The organism is Mesorhizobium sp. WSM3868 (assembly GCF_002294785.1).
GTDB lineage: Bacteria > Pseudomonadota > Alphaproteobacteria > Rhizobiales > Rhizobiaceae > Mesorhizobium.
Map to the genome: position 1 here is coordinate 466,999 of NZ_NSGB01000001.1, position 16,264 is coordinate 483,262.

Genomic DNA, 16,264 nt, shown 5'->3' on the forward strand with positions numbered 1-16,264 from the left:
TTCCGGGTGATAAGGGGGCTTAGCCGGTGCGGGTCAACCAGCGGCCTGGTTTCACGCAATTTCTGACGGGACCGGGCGATAGCTTCCCTTGTCTCGGCGATCAGCCGAAAGTCGTTGTTATAGAGTGGGCGCGGGAAGGGATTTACAGGGTCATCGGACATAGCCGCCTCCAGTCGCAGACGGGAGCTGTCTCTCAGCCGCCGATATCCATTTGGCTGTTACCGGCGGTGCGCATTAACTTACAGGAACCGGGTTCAGTTCCCGATCAAATGAGTTCCGCCCTTCAGGCCGCTGCTGAACAACTTGTGCCCGGGAACATCGGACTTCAGACGCAAATCTCGTTAGTTGCGAGTCCGCTCATTTGGATGCAGGATCAATGCTCCCCACCTTTTCAAGGGGTGGGGTGGCCCGACCCGTGATAATCCTGTGTCACCTAGATTAAGCGAGCCGGGCCGCAGAGGTTCCTGGGGGTGCACGATGCGTTCTCAGCCAAACATTATTCTCGGACCCGACGACATGGCGATGCTTGAAAGAGTGCTCCAGAAGCTATTACCCCCAAGTGCCGACGCCGCCGAAAGGGAATGGCTGGGTAGCCTGTTGATCGCAGCCTTCCAGAACGGGGTGACAGACGAGGCGGCGCTGATTGCCACGATGGATAGGAAAGCCTAACCGTAAGCTTGCGTCTTCCTGTATGCAAACCTTCGCCTCGCTGCATCATTTGATAGCTTCTCATCCAGCAGCCCTTGCCAGCAGCCGCGATAGATGCAGTTCGTGAAGCTCCTGCGTGCTTTCGAGAAGTTCGAGGAATTCAAGCGCCTTGGCGATGGGCGATTCGAGCCGTTCCAATTGGGCTATGTGCTCCCGCTGCTGGGCGATGTGTCGTCTACCCAGGCTAACATGCCCGCGCACCATGCGGATGTCATCGGCAAGGGCCATTGACGGTGATGGTATCACGCACGCGGCGTTCCTGCACTGATTCCGCCAAGCAAGAGCCCGCTCGCCTGAGGGGGGTCGAACGGGCTCCGGGGGGGGAAATGCCCCACGCGGCGCGGTGAACCTTGGCCGGGGACACACGCCGCGACACCAACGGGATGGTTGATGGAATGTTCCGTTCGCCCGATGCGACCGAAGTCGCACGGAGAAGCGCTTTGGTTCCTATGCTGAAACAAACCGCCCATTGCTCAGTTTGGTCGTTGTCGGCGAGCATGAGGTCCCTTCATCGTCGGCAGCCAGAGAGTAGTGACGGATGCCCGCCATTTCTGCCAGGAGGTGACGGGCGTCTGTTAACCGGCGTTCGCAGTGCTCCTCTGTTGGATCGCGCTACAGCTTTTTCAGCAACCGCGCCTCGCGAAGGAGCGAAGCCGGGGCATTGCCGATCATGTCTATGAGTTCGCGCGCTTGAGCTTCGGTGATCCCAGTTTCCCGGGTTAGGAACTGCACGATCAATTGCTTGTGTGCCCGCGCGCGGTCGCTAAGCTCTTGCCCGGTTTCGGCCATAGGAAAAGTCCCCAGTAGTCCGCAACGCGACTCGATCAATTTGGTTCCCATGAAAAAGCCCGTCGCAGCTAATGAGCGTAAGCGGCGGGCATTTCGGCGCGGCCTAGCTATTCCGGTGCCCCGCCTTCGTGGTAGATGATGGCGTCGAGGATCGCTGGATAGATGCTGCCGGTGTCTTCCTCGAGTTCAGTGCTGCTGATGCCAAGCGACTTCGCGTCGGCAAACAGTTCCTGGATCAACTCGGCGATCGACCGGACGTCCGCGCTGATCATGCCCGCCTGGTTGTTGGCGAGCCATTGATGCAGGAAGTTCGTGCCGCGCGTGCTCAATGGCGGCCCTTGAGGAATTTCGCCTCTCGCACCAGCGAATTCCAGTCTGTTCCAATCAACTTGATCAGCTCCCGCGCCTCCTCCTCCGATACGCTCATCTCTTTTGCCAACCGCGCTGCCAGAAGATGGATATTCTCGTCCGAATGCGTGCCGTCCGGCTCGCCATCGCCGTCCTTCATTGCCTATCTCCGTGTTTTACGAAGAACATTTCGCGGTCGGCGAGGTTTCAGCGTCCGGCTGATTTGACTCGCTCATGCCACATTGCAGGCATAGGCTTCGGGCCTGCCGCCCGGGACACTTTCGGTGGCGCTTGGAAGTCAAACCAGGTGCTTCCGCCTGACAGGGAGGAAAGATCATGGTTCCCACCGGCATCATCAGTCCTGAAGATCTGGCCATCCTGGCGGGAGTTGTCGACGACTACTGCCGCGCATTCAACATCAGGCCGGCAAGCCCCGAAGGCCAAGAGGCGGCGCAACGCGCTATTCTCTTATTTGAGACAGGTTGTAGCGACCCAACGGAGCTGCGAGCGAGACTCGCCGCGTTTGAAAAATCCGGATGGCCGCAGCCGACGGGCCAAAATTCAGGGTTGGAGTGACGCGTTGACGAGAATTAGGCGATCTACCTTCCAGATGGTCGCCGACCCGGCACAGGCGGATCGGCCAGACCTCCTATTCCTCGCGAAAATCCTGCATGGTGGCGTGGCGCAGCTTGTGCTCCCCTCGGAGGAACCGCACCTTGGCCTTGATGCCGGGCTTCACCCAATCGACATCGCCGCCGGCGACGGTCGGCACCGGCCGCGGCGGCTTGCCCGACTTAGCCTCCTGCACGCGCTGCCATAGCCGCTCGCGCAGACCCGCGGGCAGAGTGACAGCGGCGGCGCCGGCATATCGGCCATCACGCGCCATGATCGCCGCAGCGGGCTTCCCGGGTTCTCGCTTAATGCCCAGCAGCTCGAAGTCGCCGATCTCCCAACATTTGGTTTTCACCCAAAAATCCAGCTTGCCGCTGCGATAGAGGCTCTCGCGCCGCTTTGACACCATTCCCTCGAGGCCCATCTTCTCGACGGCTTCGAAGAAGGCAGCGCCCTTGCCCTCGACGTGGTCGCTATACTGCACGATGCCATCGGCTGGCTCGATCAGGTTCCAGAGTTTCGCCTTGCGATCTATCAGCGGCAGAGCGCGAAGATCCTCGCCATCGAGGTGGAGCAGATCGAAGGCGACAAACGCGAGCAGCTCGGCGTTCCAGGTCATGCGCGAATGCATCTCATGGAAGTTCGGCCGGCCGTCGGGATCCGGCGCGATCATCTCGCCGTCGATGATGAAGGACTCGGCCGGCAGCTTTTCGGCCGCGGTGACGATCGGCCAGTAGCGCTGGGACCAGTCATGCCCGTTTCGTGAGAATGCCGTCACACCTGCCCAATCGCGGACGAGCTGGGTGCGGAAGCCGTCGTATTTGATCTCATGCAGCCAGTCGTCGCTGACCGGCGGTGTTTCGACCGGGACGGGCTCCAGGGGCTTAATGAAGAACAGCCGGGCTCTGCCGGCAGGCTTGCGCATACGAACCCCAACGCAACACTCGAATTTGATTCAATATCGCACCACCGTAAGTGTTCCGTTAGCTGTAGCTGAAAAGTGACGGGACCCCCTCGCCTTGCGGTGTTTAGGGCCGCATGACGAAGCTCTCGGAATTAGGCCCGCCGATCAGCGGCACGCGACATGGTGGCGAACTGACGCGTGAGCAGGACCATTTCTATGAGTGCGCCGCTGTCGCCAGCCGGTCGATCGGCGCGATTTGCGACAGGTCATTTGGCATGAGCAGCCAACCCACGAATCGCTTGAGATGGACGCATAACAGCGTCCAGAACCGCAAGGGGTGGAACGCGGGCCATCTCAGAACAAAGTTGTAGACACGCTTCGTAAATTCCCCCCAATATTTGCCGGGGTGGGGGATCAATAAATGAAAGCGAAGGCAATTCTGGCGGTCGCGACCGCATTCATAAGCAGCTGCTCAACAAACACGAATGTTTCCGACAGCGACCTGACGGCGCAGAACACCTCAGCGCTTTGTCATGCGCTTGCTAGCAGCCCCGACGAACAATATCGAAATCGAGTTGCGGCGCTTCTAGTTCGACGAGGTGCAACAGCCGAGAAGTGCACCAGGCTGATCCAGACGGACAACGCTGTCGCGACCGGCATTGCTGTAGCGGGTGTTGCAGCGGCCGCCGGTGCGGCAGCAAAGAATGGTGGCGGCGGCTATTATGTCCCGCGACCGCAAGTCTATGGCGTCGCCTGGGACCAGTTCTACGGCCCGAACTATAGCGTGATTTGGCGGTGCCGCGACATGTCCACCGGGAGATTCGTCTACGACTACTACTGCGCTGGCATGCCCATGATCGACACCACATGGCCGGGTTGGTCGGCGTAGGCCATGGACAGATCACGGCACGACAACCGTTCCGATCAGCGGCGCAAGCGCACCGGCGCCAAGCGCTCGCGCGCCTGCGTTGGGCAAGCGTGCCGCGACGGCTGATCTTCATCACAGTCGCTGCGGCCGGTGCGCTGGCCGCGCAAACCGCGATGAAGCATGCCGACGCGCTTGCATGAGATCAATCTGCAGAGCTTGATCGGGCCGAAGCCCCCGAAGCCGATCACCGGCGTCGCCTCTGTCATCGACGGCGACACGATTGATGTCCACGGGCAGCGGATACGCTTCAATGGCATCGACGCCCCGGAGAGCAAACAATATTGCGACGACGCCAAGGGCTTCGAATATCCGTGCGGCAGGCGATCGGCCGAAGCGCTGGATAGCTTCCTGGCCGCCTCGAGGCCGGTGCAATGCACGTTCGTGACCTGGGATCGCTATCACCGCTTTGTCGGCGACTGCCGCCGAGCCGACGGCGCCAGCGTGGCGGCATGGATGGTCGAACACGGCCAGGCGCTCGATTGGCCTCGCTACAGCCATGGTGCCTATGCCGCGCAACAGGCCAAGGCGGAAGCGGCTAAAGTCGGATTGTGGGCAGGGAAGTTTGAGGCGCCATGGGACTGGCGCGCTTCTCACGCCAATGACGCGGCGCCGAGGCGTCAGCCGCTTGGCATCGTCAGTCGCAAGCTCGTTGCGCAGAGCGGCTATTCATGCGAGCCGAGGCGATATTGCTCCCAAATCAGCTCGTGCGAGGACGCGCAGTGGTATCTGCACAACTGCACATGGGGCGGCAAGCTGGATCGCGACGGTGACGGCGTTGCGTGCGAGACACTTTGCTAGGCGCGATTTTCAAAACGAGGGTCATACTTATGTCCCCACACAGAAGGTATAGTGCTGGCGTGGCCGCACTAGCAGCCTTGCTCGCGGCAAGCCAAGCGCTCGCCGGCAACGCCTATGATCAGTCGTCCACCCAGCCGGATGCCAGGCAGAAACTGCTCTTTCAGGTCGTCATTCTATCCGCCGGATCGCAATGCAGCAGCGTGTCGCGCATTTTCTTTCGCGGCGAGATGCCGAGCATTGATGCCGGCGGCTGGGCGGTGCGTTGCCCTGAGGGCGACTACAGTGTTTCCGTCGGCAACAGCGGCAGCATGGAAACTCGTGTTCTTGACTGCGTCACTATGAAGATGCTGACCGGGCAGTGTTGGGAGCCGTTTTAGAGAATCGCCTTGTCTAGCTTGTATGCCAGATCGGCACGCATTCGAAAGTTGAGAGACGCTAGCCGAGGCGGCGGATCACACATCACTGATCTTCGCCATTGAAGGTATCGACTATCCTGCGCGAGAGGCGCTCCGTCAAATCTCATACCGGGGTAGCCGTGCGATCGCTGCCGCCTTCGCAGCAATGGTCACGTCTCCATACTCGTCACCCGCGGTGCGTCCGGCATGCCCTTGGATTGCATCCAACGTGCGATCCGCGATGCCCAACTCGCGGCCGACCGTCTTGAACCGATGGCGCCAGCCATGACTGGGGCTGACGCCTTCAGGAATGACTTTCTGCGCCTGCAACCACTCGCTCACCCGACCGGCGACCGTTCGGGCCGGAAGCGATCCAACTTTCTTTTTGCTAGGAGGATAGAAGAGCGGCCCGTCGGGAGCGTCATCTACGAATTCCATAAAGCCCAAGTGCACTAGCTGCTGGTGCAACGGAACATCGCGATAGTTCCCCGCCTTGACCGAACCGGCGTCCGGCGCGATGCGCACCACTGGGATGTTTTTCTCATAGCGGAAGTCTTGCTTCCGGAGCTGGGTTATCTCGGCAATTCGCGCGCCCGTATGCGCGCATAAGATCGGCGACCACCGTTTGGCTGCGGTCGTTTCGGGCGCTTCGCGGGTCCGCGGATTGTCGGAGTGTTTTGGCTGGTAATCCCGAGCCAGCTTCAGGACGGCAACAGCCTCGTCCGTTGTGAAGCCTTGTTCGCGCGAACGCTGTTTTCTCGAAACCTTAATCCGGACGTTCTCCGCGACGTTCGTCTCAAGCCGATCGTTGTTGACGGCCCACTTCAAGACCGTCCGAACCGAGGTCAGGTAGACGTCACTGACGGTCTTGCTCGCCAGCACCTTCAAGCTCGCGTCTTTCCACTCTAGGAGGTTCTGTTTGGTGAGCTTGCGGGCATCGTCGTGACCGATGAACTTTGACAAGTTCGCGAAGACGGGCGTCCAGCGCTTACGTGCCTCCCTGCCCTTCCCGTCCGCAGCGCGCTCATCGAGGTAGTCGACCAGCAGGCCTTTCAGCGAGACAGGCTCACACTCATCCCCAGGGGGCTGAACAGTCGCTAGCAACGGATGCGAGGGGCTACCCGTGAAGACGCCCTCGTTTCGTTCGCCACGCCTCGCCAATGCCTCATAGCTCGAAACACAAAGGGCTCTAGCGATTTGTCGCCATTCCGCGCTTCCCTTGGGCGCCGCGTGATTGCCCGCAGCCCGGTAGCGTTCGACACGATCGCCAACTAGGACTTCAAGCTGGTCATCAGACAGCTTTCCAGAATAGCCGTCACGGAAGGGCTGCCCCTCATCATAGCCCACGTCGAAGGATGCATATTGGTGGTGATTGGCTCGGATGTCTTCGTCGAAGGTCAGCTGCGCCTGGTAGTCGCGTATCGCGATTTGGGGTGGGGACAGCGGATAGCGCCGGGTGGTTATAGATCGCTCGCCAGCCTCAACTGCCCGGCGCTCGCCGAGTGCTATCTTGTGCTGTAGGGTTGCGACCGCCCCAGGGAGTGTCTTCAACGCCGTCCGGTAGTCAGGCCCGAGGGCCGTTCGCAGCTCCGTCTTGCCTTCCATGTAGGGACGCAGCTCTTTCGGAATTACGAGCCGGGCAAAATAGCGGCCATCACGATTTAGGAGATTTCGAACACGGCCTGCCACAATATCCACCCGTTTGTTACGGTTTTTGTAACGACAGAATGGACATGGAGCCTTGCCTGTCAAGGTATTCAGTCAGGTCAATGGGTTAAGCTGGTGCTGCGAGAGAGGATTGAACTCTCGACCTCTCCCTTACCAAGGGAGTGCTCTACCACTGAGCTACCGCAGCCTGCGATGGCGGCGCTTCTGCCATAACGAACCGGCAAGCGCAAGGCCAAGAAAACCTTAAAACGACGCATGCCTTCGTGCGAAATCGCTGCGCGGTTTTCCCGCGGCATGTGTCGAATGCCGCGGCTGTGGAAGCCGCTTGCGAGCAGGCTTCAATGACATGGCGGCGCCACAATGTTAACTATGCGTGAACCACAGCCGGCTATCCGCCAACGGGAACGGGCGATGAACCAAAAAGCAAATCCGCCGAAAAAACGCGACGGCGAGCGCAAGGACCGGCTGGCCGAGGCGCTGCGTGCCAACCTGCCGAAGCGAAAGGCGCAGGCGCGTTCGCGACGGGATGGCAATGCTGACGATCGGCCGGAAGGATTGCCGACTGCTGGAAAAATGCACAAGGACTAACGGAAATCAGCCACACTGGCCGATCACACTCGGTCCACAGATGGGGAAATCCTATTTCTTGAACCGCACCGGCCGATAGTCTAGAGCCGGACATACTCAACCGATTGAAACGGCCCGTCCGGGCCGAGGGGACGTTCTTTCATGGATCGCATCAGAATTGTCGGCGGCAATAAGCTTGCCGGAAGCATTCCGATTTCGGGCGCCAAGAACGCGGCGCTGCCGCTGATGATCGCCTCGCTGCTCACCGACGACACGCTGACGCTCGAAAACGTGCCGCATCTGGCCGATGTCGAGCAACTGATCCGCATCCTCGGCAATCACGGCGTCGACTATTCCGTCAACGGCCGGCGCGAGAAGCAGCAGGAGGGCTATTCGCGCACCATCAATTTCTCCGCCCGCAACATCGTCGACACCACCGCGCCCTACGAGCTGGTGTCCAAGATGCGCGCCTCCTTCTGGGTTATCGGCCCGCTGCTTGCCCGCATGGGTGAGGCCAAGGTGTCGCTGCCGGGCGGCTGCGCCATCGGCACGCGCCCGGTCGACCTCTTCCTCGAAGGCCTGCAGGCGCTGGACGCCGAGCTCGACGTCGACAACGGCTATGTCGTCGCCAAAACCAAGAACGGTCGTCTCCACGGCAACCGCTACGTGTTCCCGAAAGTGTCGGTCGGCGCCACCCATGTGCTGATGATGGCGGCCTCACTCGCCAAGGGCGAGACGGTACTCGAAAACGCCGCCCGCGAGCCGGAAATCGTCAATCTCGCCGAATGCCTGATCGCCATGGGCGCCAAGATCCACGGCGCCGGCACCTCCACCATCACCATCGAGGGCGTCGAGGCGCTGTCGGGGGCGCGCGTGCGCGTCATTCCCGATCGCATCGAGACCGGAACCTATGCCATGGCGGTGGCGATGACCGGCGGCGACGTGGTGCTGGAAGGCGCGCGCCCCGACCTGTTGCAGAGCGCGCTCGACGTCATTGCCGAGACCGGCGCCGAGATCACGCCGACCAATGCCGGCATCCGCGTCAAGCGCAACGGCGCCGGCATCGCACCGGTGGATGTGACGACCGCGCCCTTCCCCGCCTTCCCGACCGACCTGCAGGCGCAGTTCATGGGCCTGATGACGATGGCGAAGGGCAAGTCGCGCATCACCGAGACGATCTTCGAGAACCGCTTCATGCATGTGCAGGAGCTTGCCCGCCTCGGCGCCCACATTACGCTGTCCGGCCAGACGGCGATCGTCGACGGCGTCGCCAAGCTGAAGGGCGCGCCGGTCATGGCGACCGACCTGCGCGCCTCGGTGTCGCTGGTCATCGCAGGCCTTGCCGCCGAAGGCGAAACCACCGTCAACCGGGTCTACCACCTCGACCGCGGTTTCGAGCGCCTGGAGGAGAAGCTTTCCGGCTGCGGCGCGGTGATCGAGCGGATTTCGGGCTGACAAAGCGCCTCGGTTGCGCAGAGCGGAAAGACCGCATAACAGAAGATTGACTAATCAACCTTCAGGTGCGCATTCCGCATGGCCCTCAAGCTCATCGCGCTCGACGACCAGGATCTGAGCATCATCTCGGCCCACGTCCAGGACGCCGTGATGAAGGTCTCCGACCTCGAATACCTGCCGGCGGCCAAACGTTTCGTGCTGACCATGAACCGCTTCGTCTGGGAGGCGAGGTCCGGCTTCTTCCGCCAGCACAATGAACGGCGCCAGTGCGTGCTGCATTTCGACCGCGTGCTGGGCGCCAAGACCAGCGGCATCGCCCGCGACAAGCCGGCGGAGATACTGTCGCTCTTGGCGGTCAGCTTCGTCGCATTCAGCAAGCCGGCCGGCATCATCGAGCTGGTTTTTTCCGGAGGCGGCACGATCATGCTCGACGTTGAGTGCATCGAGGCGCGGCTCGCCGATGTCGGCGGCTCCTGGGAAGCCACCTCGCGCCCGGTTCACAGGACCTGAGCACCGACGATGGCCATCACGCTTAGCCAAACCGACGCCGATTTCGAGCTCCGTTTTTCGGCATTCCTCACCACCAAGCGCGAAGTGTCGGCCGACGTCGAAGCGGTGGTGCGCGACATCGTCGCGCGCGTGCGCGCCGCAGGCGACAAGGCGCTCATCGACTACACGCTGAAATTCGACAAGGCCGATCTCAACAGGCTCGGCATCGCCGTCTCCAGGGCCGACATCGAAGAGGCATACGCCGCGGCCGACCCAGCCACAGTCGAGGCGCTCGAATTCGCACGCGACCGCATCCGCTCCCATCACGAGCGGCAGAAGCCGAAGGACGACCGCTACACGGACGCCGCCGGCGTCGAGCTCGGCTCGCGCTGGACCGCGATCGATGCCGTGGGGCTCTATGTGCCCGGCGGCACAGCGAGCTATCCGAGCTCGGTGCTGATGAACGCGGTGCCGGCCAAGGTCGCCGGAGTCGAGCGCATCGTGATCGTGGTGCCGGCCTCGGGCGGTGTCATCAATCCGTTGGTTCTGGTTGCGGCCGACCTTGCCGGCGTCTCCGAGATCTACCGCGTCGGCGGCGCGCAAGCCGTCGCCGCGCTCGCCTACGGCACCGAGACGATCCGGCCGGTCGCCAAGATCGTCGGGCCGGGCAATGCCTATGTCGCGGCAGCCAAGCGCCAAGTGTTCGGCAGCGTCGGCATCGACATGATCGCCGGGCCGTCGGAAGTGCTGGTCGTCGCAGACGCGGACAACGATCCGGACTGGATCGCCGCCGATCTGCTGGCGCAAGCCGAGCATGACGCGTCGGCGCAGTCGATCCTCATCACCGACAATGCCGAATTCGGCACGGCGGTGGAGCAGGCGGTCGAGCGCCAGTTGAAGAGCCTGCCGCGCGCCGCGACGGCCGCGGCGAGCTGGCGCGATTTCGGCGCCGTGATCCTGGTGCCGACGATCGAGGCTTCGCTGCCGCTGGTCGACCGCATCGCGGCCGAACATGTCGAGCTCGCCTTCGACGACGCCGAAAACTTCCTCGCCGGGATGCGCAATGCCGGCGCCGTCTTCCTCGGCCGCCACACGCCGGAAGTCATCGGCGATTATGTCGGCGGCTCCAACCACGTGCTGCCGACCGCGCGCTCGGCGCGCTTCTCGTCTGGTTTGTCCGTGCTCGATTTCGTCAAGCGCACGTCGATCCTGAAGCTCGGCCCGGAGCAGCTCAAGGCGCTGGCGCCGGCGGCCATCGCGCTCGCCAAGGCGGAAGGGCTCGACGCCCACGCACGATCGGTGGCGATCAGGCTGAACATGTAGCGATGTCCGGCCACCACCAAAACCGCGACAGGCTGATCGACGTCGAGCTCGACGAATCGATCGGGCGTTCGACGCCCGATGTCGAGCATGAGCGGGCAGTGGCGATCTTCGACCTGATCGAGGAAAACAGTTTCCGGCCGGTCAACGACGATGGCGCCGGCCCATACAGGCTGAAGCTGTCGCTGGCCGAGTCGCGCCTGGTGTTCGCCGTCAGCCGCCAGAATGGCGCCGATGTGGTTACCCATATCCTGTCGCTGACGCCGCTTAGGCGTATTGTCAAGGATTACTATCTGATCTGCGAAAGCTATTATGAGGCGATCCGCTCCTCCACGCCCAGCCATATCGAAGCAATCGACATGGGCCGCCGCGGCCTGCACAATGAGGGCTCGCAAACACTGATGGACCGGCTCGCCGGCAAGATCGAGATCGACTTCGACACGGCGCGCCGGTTGTTCACGCTCGTCTGCGTGCTGCACTGGCGGGGGTAGTCCTGGCCGCGCTGCCGCATTCGATTCTTTTTGTGTGCGGCATGAATGCCGTGCGCTCGCCGATGGCCGAGCAACTGGCGCGGCGAATGCTGCCCGCCACCACTTTCGTCGCCTCGGCCGGCGTGCGCAGCGGCGAGCGCGACCCTTTCGTCGACGCCGTGCTTGCCGAAGAGGGTCTCACGCTCGGCGAGCGGCAGCCGAGGACGCTTGACGAGCTGGAAGACGATTATTTCGACCTGATCGTGACGCTGGCGCCGGAAGCGCACCACGCCGCGCTCGAGCTTACCCGCTCGCTCGCCGTCGAGGTCGAGTACTGGCCGATGCCGGACCCGACCGACACCGGCGGCACGCGCGAGCATATCATGGCCGCCTATCGCGATGTGCGAGAGCGGCTGAAGACGCGCATAAGCCGGCGTTTCTTGCTTCCGGAAGCAAAAAACGCGACGGATTAAGCATGTTCACAAGCGGGCGATTATCATATAGGTTCCGCCGCAAATTCCGGCTGGAGTCGGACGAGTTCAGGTCTGTTCGACCTGAAATCGTCCGGCTCCAGATCAAGAGTAGAGCATGATGTCGTCCGAAAACCGCTTCACACTTTTCGGCATCATGCTCTAAGCCCCGGAACCGCCATCCAAGCAAAGGTATCGAATGCCGAAGGAAGAAGTCCTCGAATTTCCGGGCGTGGTCACGGAACTGCTGCCCAATGCGATGTTCCGGGTGAAGCTCGAAAACGAGCACGAAATCATCGCCCACACGGCCGGCCGCATGCGCAAGAACCGCATCCGCGTGCTGACCGGCGACAAGGTCCTGGTCGAAATGACGCCTTACGACCTGACCAAGGGCCGCATCACCTACCGCTTCAAGTAACAATTCGGCGCGAACCGCGATGAGCATTCTGCAGAAGCTCGTGCTTGCCTCGGGTTCGCCGCGTCGCATCGAGCTGTTGCAGCAGGCCGGCATCGAACCGGACCGCGTGCTGCCCGCCGATGTCGACGAGACGCCGCTGCGCGCCGAGCATCCGCGCTCGCTGGCGAAGCGCCTTTCCAAGGACAAGGCCGAGAAGGCGTTCGCCTCGCTGAAAAGCGAGGAAGACTATGCGCCGGCCTTCATCCTGGCCGCCGACACGGTGGTGGCGGTGGGACGGCGCATCCTGCCCAAGGCCGAGACGATCGACGACGCGGTGAACTGCCTCGGCCTGCTTTCCGGCCGCTCGCACCGGGTCTATTCCGGCATCTGCCTGATCACGCCGGGCGGCAAGCTCAGGCAGCGGCTGGTGGAGACCAGGGTGCGCTTCAAGCGACTGCCGCGCGAGGAGATCGACGCCTATGTCGCGTCGGGCGAATGGCGCGGCAAGGCCGGCGGCTATGCCGTGCAGGGCCTCGCCGGCTCCTTCGTCGTCAAGCTGGTCGGCTCCTACACCAATGTGGTCGGCCTGCCGCTCTACGAAAGTATCGCACTGCTGTCCGGCGAGGGCTTCAAGCCGCACAAGAACTGGCACGTCGCGCGGCCATGAGCCCGGACGAAAAGGTCACGCCGCTGAGGCCGAAGCGCCCCTGCCCCGAATGCGGCAAGCCTTCGGTGCGGGAGCACTATCCGTTCTGCTCGACACGCTGCAAGGACATCGACCTCAATCGCTGGCTGAAAGGCGCCTACGTCATTCCCGGCCGCGACGACGCAGAGGAAGAAGACGGAGGCCCCAAGCAAGGCCCTTCGTCCACAGACGAGCAGTGAAGGCCCGTAGCAATACGCCGTTTCCCGGCGATTTTTCTTTATCAACACCTAAGCGCTGGACAGGGCGAATTCCCGTGCTATAACCCACGCGCTTTCGAGGGGGGCGCCACCCGGCGCTTCCGTGAAACCCGGCGGACGATCCCGTTAGCCGGCGCAGGCCCAGATAGCTCAGTTGGTAGAGCAGCGGACTGAAAATCCGCGTGTCGGTGGTTCGAATCCGCCTCTGGGCACCATCCCCCCTTCTCCCGACAGTCTCTTCCGCCGAAGCATCTACGCTTTTGTCTCGGCAAATATCTGAAATTCTTGGTGATTTTCGCTCGCAAGGCGCGGTTGGTCGTGTTTTGTGGAATTTCGGCGTAGTTGGTCCAACGAGGCGGAGGGCTGGTATTTTCGATGGTATTGGAGATCCTGATGGTATCGATGCAGCCAAATGGAGCTCCCGAAAATGGTGCTGTCCGACGTGAAATGCCGAAATGCCCGACCCGCTTCCAAGCTCGTGAAATTTTCTGACGGCGGCGGGCTCCAGCTTTGGGTGCAGCCTACCGGATCTCGGCTATGGCGCCTCGCCTATCGTTTTGGGGGCAAGCAGAAGCTTCTGGCATTGGGCAGCTATCCCCTCATCTCCCTCGCTGAGGCACGCGAGGCGCGCGATACCGCCAAACGTCTTCTCCTACGTGGCATCGACCCCGCACAGGAGCGTAAGTCGCAAAAGGCTTCGGCAGAGGACACCTTTCGCTCAATCGCGGAGGATTATGTCGACAAGCTGAAGAAGGAGGGACGTGCCGACCGGACCATCACCAAGGTCAAATGGTTGCTCGACTTTGCCTATCCAACATTTGGGGACAAAAGCATTAGGGAGATCGATCCGGCCACAATTCTGGCCGCTCTCCGCAGCGTGGAGGTTCGCGGTCGATACGAGTCGGCTAGGCGACTGCGCTCCACTATCGGCAGCGTGTTTCGATATGCAATCGCAACCGCACGCGCCGATGTAGATCCGACGATCGCCCTGAGGGGGGCACTCGTCGGTCCGACGGTCACGCCGCGTGCGGCAGTTACCGATCCTAAGGCCTTGGGAGGCTTGCTGAGGGCGATCAATGCGTTTGATGGACAGCCAACAACCCGAGCCGCCCTGAAGATGATGGCCCTATTGTTTCCCCGCCCCGGCGAGCTGCGCGCGGCCGGATGGGATGAGTTCGATTTTGAAAGGTCGGTGTGGAGCATCCCTGAAGGACGCATGAAGATGCGAAGGCCGCACCGTGTACCTCTTTCCAGGCAGGCGGTCAGCGTCCTGACCTCACTTAGAGAAATCTCTGGTGGTGGATCGCTGTTGTTTCCTAGTGTTCGATCGGGTTCGCGCCCGATTTCCGACAACACGCTTAACGCCGCCCTTCGCCGTATGGGCTATAGCAAAGAGGAAGCTACAGCGCACGGTTTTCGAGCAACGGCATCAACTCTGCTAAACGAATGCGGAAATTGGCATTCGGATGCCATAGAGCGGCAACTGGCCCACATCGAAAACAACGACGTTCGTCGTGCCTACGCCCGGGCTGAGCATTGGGAAGAGCGTGTCAAGATGATGCAGTGGTGGGCAGATTATTTGGATGAACTCGAGAGCAAAAGCGGGATAGTGAACTCGATCGGGCGACGCGGCAAGCCTGCCGTTCATACACCAGACCCACTTTGAACCCAACAGCAAACGCCGAAACGAATCTCCAACCGCACGACCAGATCGGCGTAGGTCATCCCGCCACCGTCGTCGGGCAGAAAAGGACGCCCCAGCAGAACTCCCGTGATCCACGAGGCGCGCGAGCGACAGTCCCATCGTCTCACCTACGAAAGTATGAGTCTGTCTCGCCTTTGGAATGATGCGAGTCGACGAGTGCGCTTTCCGCACGCGCTTGCTTGTCCGGCGACGGCATGAACAGCAAAGTCAGACGATATCTGCTCTCGCAATGCGCGACTTGCCATCGAAAGCGCCGTGCCGTTCTTCATCGACTAGCATGAGGCCGATAGTCCAGCGCTTCGATGCGCTCGGCGTCAAAGAAAAATGCCCAGCCAGAGCCAAGCTTCTCAGCTCATAGTTTGCCGCGCGCACCTGACTACAAGTTCGGCTTCAGTCGCGCTTGAGATCGGAGCCGCGGAGCCGAAAGGTGCGCTGAAAGCTGCCGTCCTTTGAGGACGATGCTGTGCGCGTCGAGTGCGGCTCAAGGCAGATGATCGGCAAGCCGGTCGGCTTTGCCGTGATATTCTGAACGATTCAGCATGCGAGCCAATCATTCGGGCGAAGGTGGCGGACAAACACGTTTGCGAAGGCTCGCGGCGAGCTGCGAAGACCGCGAGCTGTGGTCGGCGATCCAGAGCACCAGCCCGGCAACCCACTGCTGTAGGCCAACGCCTATGGCGGCGGCTAGATGGTTGGTGGTCATCATCCGCTGCAGTGTCGCGGCAAATGAGCGTTGTGGGTCCGGCAAGAAAGGTGACGCACGGGCGATCGTCTTTCTTGTTCGGCGTAGAACACGGGCAGGGTGGCGCCGATCAGGAGGGAATGACTCGTCTTTTCGCCGCGTTCCAGCGCCCCCCGAGGTCGACGAGAATGTCGGCGATGTTCTGGACGTCGCGGAGCTCGTTCGGACCTTTGAGGACTTTCACTCGGATCGGCCGGGTTGAACAGCAGGCAGTACGAGAACTTCGACTGCCAGCCGGCCGTCAACTGCCACTCCTCCCCTTTGATGTCGTGAATGCGGCTGAGCCGGTCCAGGAAAGAAGCGTTGGAACAACCAGTCTGACGCCCTTGCCCGAACGTGCCGGCGCAAAAGCCATGACGTTCTCTGGCCCGGTATGGCACAGATACCGATCTTTCAGTTTACCCAGGAAAACGCCGGCCGGCCGGAGCAACCCTGCCTGGTCGATCTCCTGGTTAATGGCCCATCGCGAAGAGCCGTAGGTTGTGACCAACCCACGCTGTCGCGCGCCGGCCACCCGCCTTTCACTTTTTTTAGCATTCGGCGCGAACCCACACCCTGCACCAAACCTGCGAAAGAACCCTTGATTGTTGCCGCCT

General features: G+C 61.6%; 21 protein-coding genes, 2 tRNA genes and 1 pseudogene. 17 read left to right on the top strand and 7 right to left on the bottom strand.

Features of this window, described 5'->3' with window-relative positions:
* The first annotated feature begins 516 nt into the window (after window positions 1-516).
* Together CK221_RS29545 and CK221_RS30095 are read left to right on the top strand one after the other, a co-directional pair.
* Window positions 517-669, top strand: a complete 153-nt coding sequence (locus CK221_RS29545) for a hypothetical protein (RefSeq protein ID WP_179295058.1) — start codon at window positions 517-519, stop codon at window positions 667-669.
* Window positions 670-762: 93 nt separating this feature from the next.
* Window positions 763-939, top strand: coding sequence for a hypothetical protein (locus tag CK221_RS30095; RefSeq protein WP_179295059.1), 177 nt, complete (start codon window positions 763-765; stop codon window positions 937-939).
* A 381-nt stretch (window positions 940-1,320) separates the two neighbouring features.
* Here CK221_RS30095 and CK221_RS30100 read toward each other — a convergent pair whose 3' ends face one another.
* The 3 genes from CK221_RS30100 to CK221_RS02065 all read right to left on the bottom strand — a co-directional run bounded on the left by CK221_RS30100 (window position 1,321) and on the right by CK221_RS02065 (window position 2,005).
* Window positions 1,321-1,497 (bottom strand): hypothetical protein, encoded by a 177-nt coding sequence (locus CK221_RS30100; protein WP_179295060.1) that lies wholly within the window; start codon window positions 1,495-1,497, stop codon window positions 1,321-1,323.
* 107 nt (window positions 1,498-1,604) lie between these two features.
* Window positions 1,605-1,826 carry a DUF768 domain-containing protein gene (locus CK221_RS02060; RefSeq protein ID WP_095776486.1) on the bottom strand — a complete coding sequence of 74 codons (222 nt, stop codon included), beginning with the start codon at window positions 1,824-1,826 and terminating at the stop codon, window positions 1,605-1,607.
* Window positions 1,823-2,005, bottom strand: coding sequence for a hypothetical protein (locus CK221_RS02065; RefSeq protein WP_095776487.1), 183 nt, complete (start codon window positions 2,003-2,005; stop codon window positions 1,823-1,825). Before CK221_RS02065 ends, CK221_RS02060 begins: the two co-directional genes overlap by 4 nt.
* Window positions 2,006-2,181: 176 nt before the next feature.
* Here CK221_RS02065 and CK221_RS29550 point away from each other — a divergent pair, with 176 nt between their 5' ends.
* Entirely contained in the window at window positions 2,182-2,421 is a 240-nt protein-coding gene (locus tag CK221_RS29550) for a hypothetical protein (protein ID WP_143749010.1), read from the top strand.
* Between the two features lie 73 nt (window positions 2,422-2,494).
* Here CK221_RS29550 and CK221_RS02070 read toward each other — a convergent pair whose 3' ends face one another.
* The gene (locus tag CK221_RS02070; protein WP_095776488.1) at window positions 2,495-3,382 is read right to left on the bottom strand and encodes an RNA ligase family protein; all 888 of its coding nucleotides are present in this window, start codon (window positions 3,380-3,382) and stop codon (window positions 2,495-2,497) included.
* 400 nt (window positions 3,383-3,782) lie between these two features.
* Here CK221_RS02070 and CK221_RS02080 point away from each other — a divergent pair, with 400 nt between their 5' ends.
* The 3 genes from CK221_RS02080 (at window position 3,783) to CK221_RS02090 (ending at window position 5,464) form a co-directional block, all read left to right on the top strand.
* Window positions 3,783-4,250, top strand: coding sequence for a hypothetical protein (locus CK221_RS02080; RefSeq protein ID WP_095776489.1), 468 nt, complete (start codon window positions 3,783-3,785; stop codon window positions 4,248-4,250).
* A gap of 159 nt (window positions 4,251-4,409) precedes the next feature.
* Window positions 4,410-5,087, top strand: a complete 678-nt coding sequence (locus tag CK221_RS02085) for a thermonuclease family protein (protein WP_245430562.1) — start codon at window positions 4,410-4,412, stop codon at window positions 5,085-5,087.
* 59 nt (window positions 5,088-5,146) lie between these two features.
* The gene (locus CK221_RS02090; protein WP_143749011.1) at window positions 5,147-5,464 is read left to right on the top strand and encodes a hypothetical protein; all 318 of its coding nucleotides are present in this window, start codon (window positions 5,147-5,149) and stop codon (window positions 5,462-5,464) included.
* A gap of 135 nt (window positions 5,465-5,599) precedes the next feature.
* Here CK221_RS02090 and CK221_RS02095 read toward each other — a convergent pair whose 3' ends face one another.
* Together CK221_RS02095 and CK221_RS02100 are read right to left on the bottom strand one after the other, a co-directional pair.
* Window positions 5,600-7,087, bottom strand: coding sequence for a tyrosine-type recombinase/integrase (locus CK221_RS02095; protein ID WP_095776491.1), 1,488 nt, complete (start codon window positions 7,085-7,087; stop codon window positions 5,600-5,602).
* A gap of 175 nt (window positions 7,088-7,262) precedes the next feature.
* Window positions 7,263-7,337: transfer RNA gene (locus CK221_RS02100), tRNA-Thr, on the bottom strand.
* 182 nt (window positions 7,338-7,519) lie between these two features.
* Here CK221_RS02100 and CK221_RS02105 point away from each other — a divergent pair.
* The 11 genes from CK221_RS02105 (at window position 7,520) to CK221_RS02155 (ending at window position 14,887) form a co-directional block, all read left to right on the top strand.
* On the top strand, window positions 7,520-7,738 hold the full coding sequence (locus tag CK221_RS02105; protein ID WP_143749012.1) for a hypothetical protein: 219 nt from the start codon (window positions 7,520-7,522) through the stop codon (window positions 7,736-7,738).
* Window positions 7,739-7,879: 141 nt separating this feature from the next.
* The gene (gene murA / locus CK221_RS02110; protein ID WP_066993783.1) at window positions 7,880-9,172 is read left to right on the top strand and encodes a UDP-N-acetylglucosamine 1-carboxyvinyltransferase; all 1,293 of its coding nucleotides are present in this window, start codon (window positions 7,880-7,882) and stop codon (window positions 9,170-9,172) included.
* A 78-nt stretch (window positions 9,173-9,250) separates the two neighbouring features.
* Window positions 9,251-9,682: a DUF2948 family protein gene (locus CK221_RS02115; RefSeq protein WP_066993786.1), complete on the top strand. Its 432-nt coding sequence runs from the start codon at window positions 9,251-9,253 to the stop codon at window positions 9,680-9,682.
* 9 nt (window positions 9,683-9,691) lie between these two features.
* Window positions 9,692-10,984 (top strand): histidinol dehydrogenase, encoded by a 1,293-nt coding sequence (gene hisD, locus CK221_RS02120; protein ID WP_095776493.1) that lies wholly within the window; start codon window positions 9,692-9,694, stop codon window positions 10,982-10,984.
* 2 nt (window positions 10,985-10,986) lie between these two features.
* Window positions 10,987-11,472 carry a UPF0262 family protein gene (locus CK221_RS02125; protein ID WP_066993793.1) on the top strand — a complete coding sequence of 162 codons (486 nt, stop codon included), beginning with the start codon at window positions 10,987-10,989 and terminating at the stop codon, window positions 11,470-11,472.
* Window positions 11,460-11,924, top strand: a complete 465-nt coding sequence (locus CK221_RS02130) for a low molecular weight phosphatase family protein (protein WP_082954052.1) — start codon at window positions 11,460-11,462, stop codon at window positions 11,922-11,924. The genes CK221_RS02125 and CK221_RS02130 overlap by 13 nt, the downstream gene beginning before the upstream one ends.
* A 196-nt stretch (window positions 11,925-12,120) precedes the next feature.
* On the top strand, window positions 12,121-12,339 hold the full coding sequence (gene infA / locus CK221_RS02135) for a translation initiation factor IF-1 (protein ID WP_006200926.1): 219 nt from the start codon (window positions 12,121-12,123) through the stop codon (window positions 12,337-12,339).
* 19 nt (window positions 12,340-12,358) lie between these two features.
* Window positions 12,359-12,985, top strand: a complete 627-nt coding sequence (locus CK221_RS02140; RefSeq protein WP_066993800.1) for a Maf-like protein — start codon at window positions 12,359-12,361, stop codon at window positions 12,983-12,985.
* Entirely contained in the window at window positions 12,982-13,203 is a 222-nt protein-coding gene (gene yacG, locus CK221_RS02145) for a DNA gyrase inhibitor YacG (RefSeq protein ID WP_095776494.1), read from the top strand. The genes CK221_RS02140 and yacG overlap by 4 nt, the downstream gene beginning before the upstream one ends.
* 157 nt (window positions 13,204-13,360) lie before the next feature.
* Window positions 13,361-13,436, top strand: a tRNA-Phe gene (locus tag CK221_RS02150).
* 212 nt (window positions 13,437-13,648) lie between these two features.
* Window positions 13,649-14,887, top strand: a complete 1,239-nt coding sequence (locus tag CK221_RS02155; RefSeq protein WP_095776684.1) for an integrase arm-type DNA-binding domain-containing protein — start codon at window positions 13,649-13,651, stop codon at window positions 14,885-14,887.
* A gap of 724 nt (window positions 14,888-15,611) precedes the next feature.
* On the opposite strand, the pseudogene CK221_RS02160 reads toward CK221_RS02155, so the two are convergent.
* Window positions 15,612-16,173 (bottom strand): annotated as a pseudogene (locus CK221_RS02160) (type IV secretory system conjugative DNA transfer family protein); the annotation flags it as partial.
* Between the last annotated feature and the right edge of the window lie 91 nt (window positions 16,174-16,264).

Bases quoted from the DNA above. Each gene is read 5' to 3' on its own strand.
- CK221_RS02155 (WP_095776684.1), top strand. From the start codon at position 13,649: ATGGTGCTGTCCGACGTGAAATGCCGAAATGCCCGACCCGCTTCCAAG.
- hisD (WP_095776493.1), top strand. From the start codon at position 9,692: ATGGCCATCACGCTTAGCCAAACCGACGCCGATTTCGAGCTCCGTTTT.
- CK221_RS29545 (WP_179295058.1), top strand. From the start codon at position 517: ATGGCGATGCTTGAAAGAGTGCTCCAGAAGCTATTACCCCCAAGTGCC.
- CK221_RS02065 (WP_095776487.1), bottom strand. From the start codon at position 2,005: ATGAAGGACGGCGATGGCGAGCCGGACGGCACGCATTCGGACGAGAAT.
- CK221_RS02085 (WP_245430562.1), top strand. From the start codon at position 4,410: ATGCCGACGCGCTTGCATGAGATCAATCTGCAGAGCTTGATCGGGCCG.
- CK221_RS30095 (WP_179295059.1), top strand. From the start codon at position 763: ATGCAGTTCGTGAAGCTCCTGCGTGCTTTCGAGAAGTTCGAGGAATTC.
- CK221_RS02115 (WP_066993786.1), top strand. From the start codon at position 9,251: ATGGCCCTCAAGCTCATCGCGCTCGACGACCAGGATCTGAGCATCATC.
- infA (WP_006200926.1), top strand. From the start codon at position 12,121: ATGCCGAAGGAAGAAGTCCTCGAATTTCCGGGCGTGGTCACGGAACTG.
- CK221_RS02105 (WP_143749012.1), top strand. From the start codon at position 7,520: ATGCGTGAACCACAGCCGGCTATCCGCCAACGGGAACGGGCGATGAAC.
- yacG (WP_095776494.1), top strand. From the start codon at position 12,982: ATGAGCCCGGACGAAAAGGTCACGCCGCTGAGGCCGAAGCGCCCCTGC.
- CK221_RS30100 (WP_179295060.1), bottom strand. From the start codon at position 1,497: ATGGCCGAAACCGGGCAAGAGCTTAGCGACCGCGCGCGGGCACACAAG.
- CK221_RS29550 (WP_143749010.1), top strand. From the start codon at position 2,182: ATGGTTCCCACCGGCATCATCAGTCCTGAAGATCTGGCCATCCTGGCG.
- CK221_RS02080 (WP_095776489.1), top strand. From the start codon at position 3,783: ATGAAAGCGAAGGCAATTCTGGCGGTCGCGACCGCATTCATAAGCAGC.
- CK221_RS02125 (WP_066993793.1), top strand. From the start codon at position 10,987: ATGTCCGGCCACCACCAAAACCGCGACAGGCTGATCGACGTCGAGCTC.
- CK221_RS02140 (WP_066993800.1), top strand. From the start codon at position 12,359: ATGAGCATTCTGCAGAAGCTCGTGCTTGCCTCGGGTTCGCCGCGTCGC.
- CK221_RS02070 (WP_095776488.1), bottom strand. From the start codon at position 3,382: ATGCGCAAGCCTGCCGGCAGAGCCCGGCTGTTCTTCATTAAGCCCCTG.
- CK221_RS02095 (WP_095776491.1), bottom strand. From the start codon at position 7,087: ATGGAAGGCAAGACGGAGCTGCGAACGGCCCTCGGGCCTGACTACCGG.
- murA (WP_066993783.1), top strand. From the start codon at position 7,880: ATGGATCGCATCAGAATTGTCGGCGGCAATAAGCTTGCCGGAAGCATT.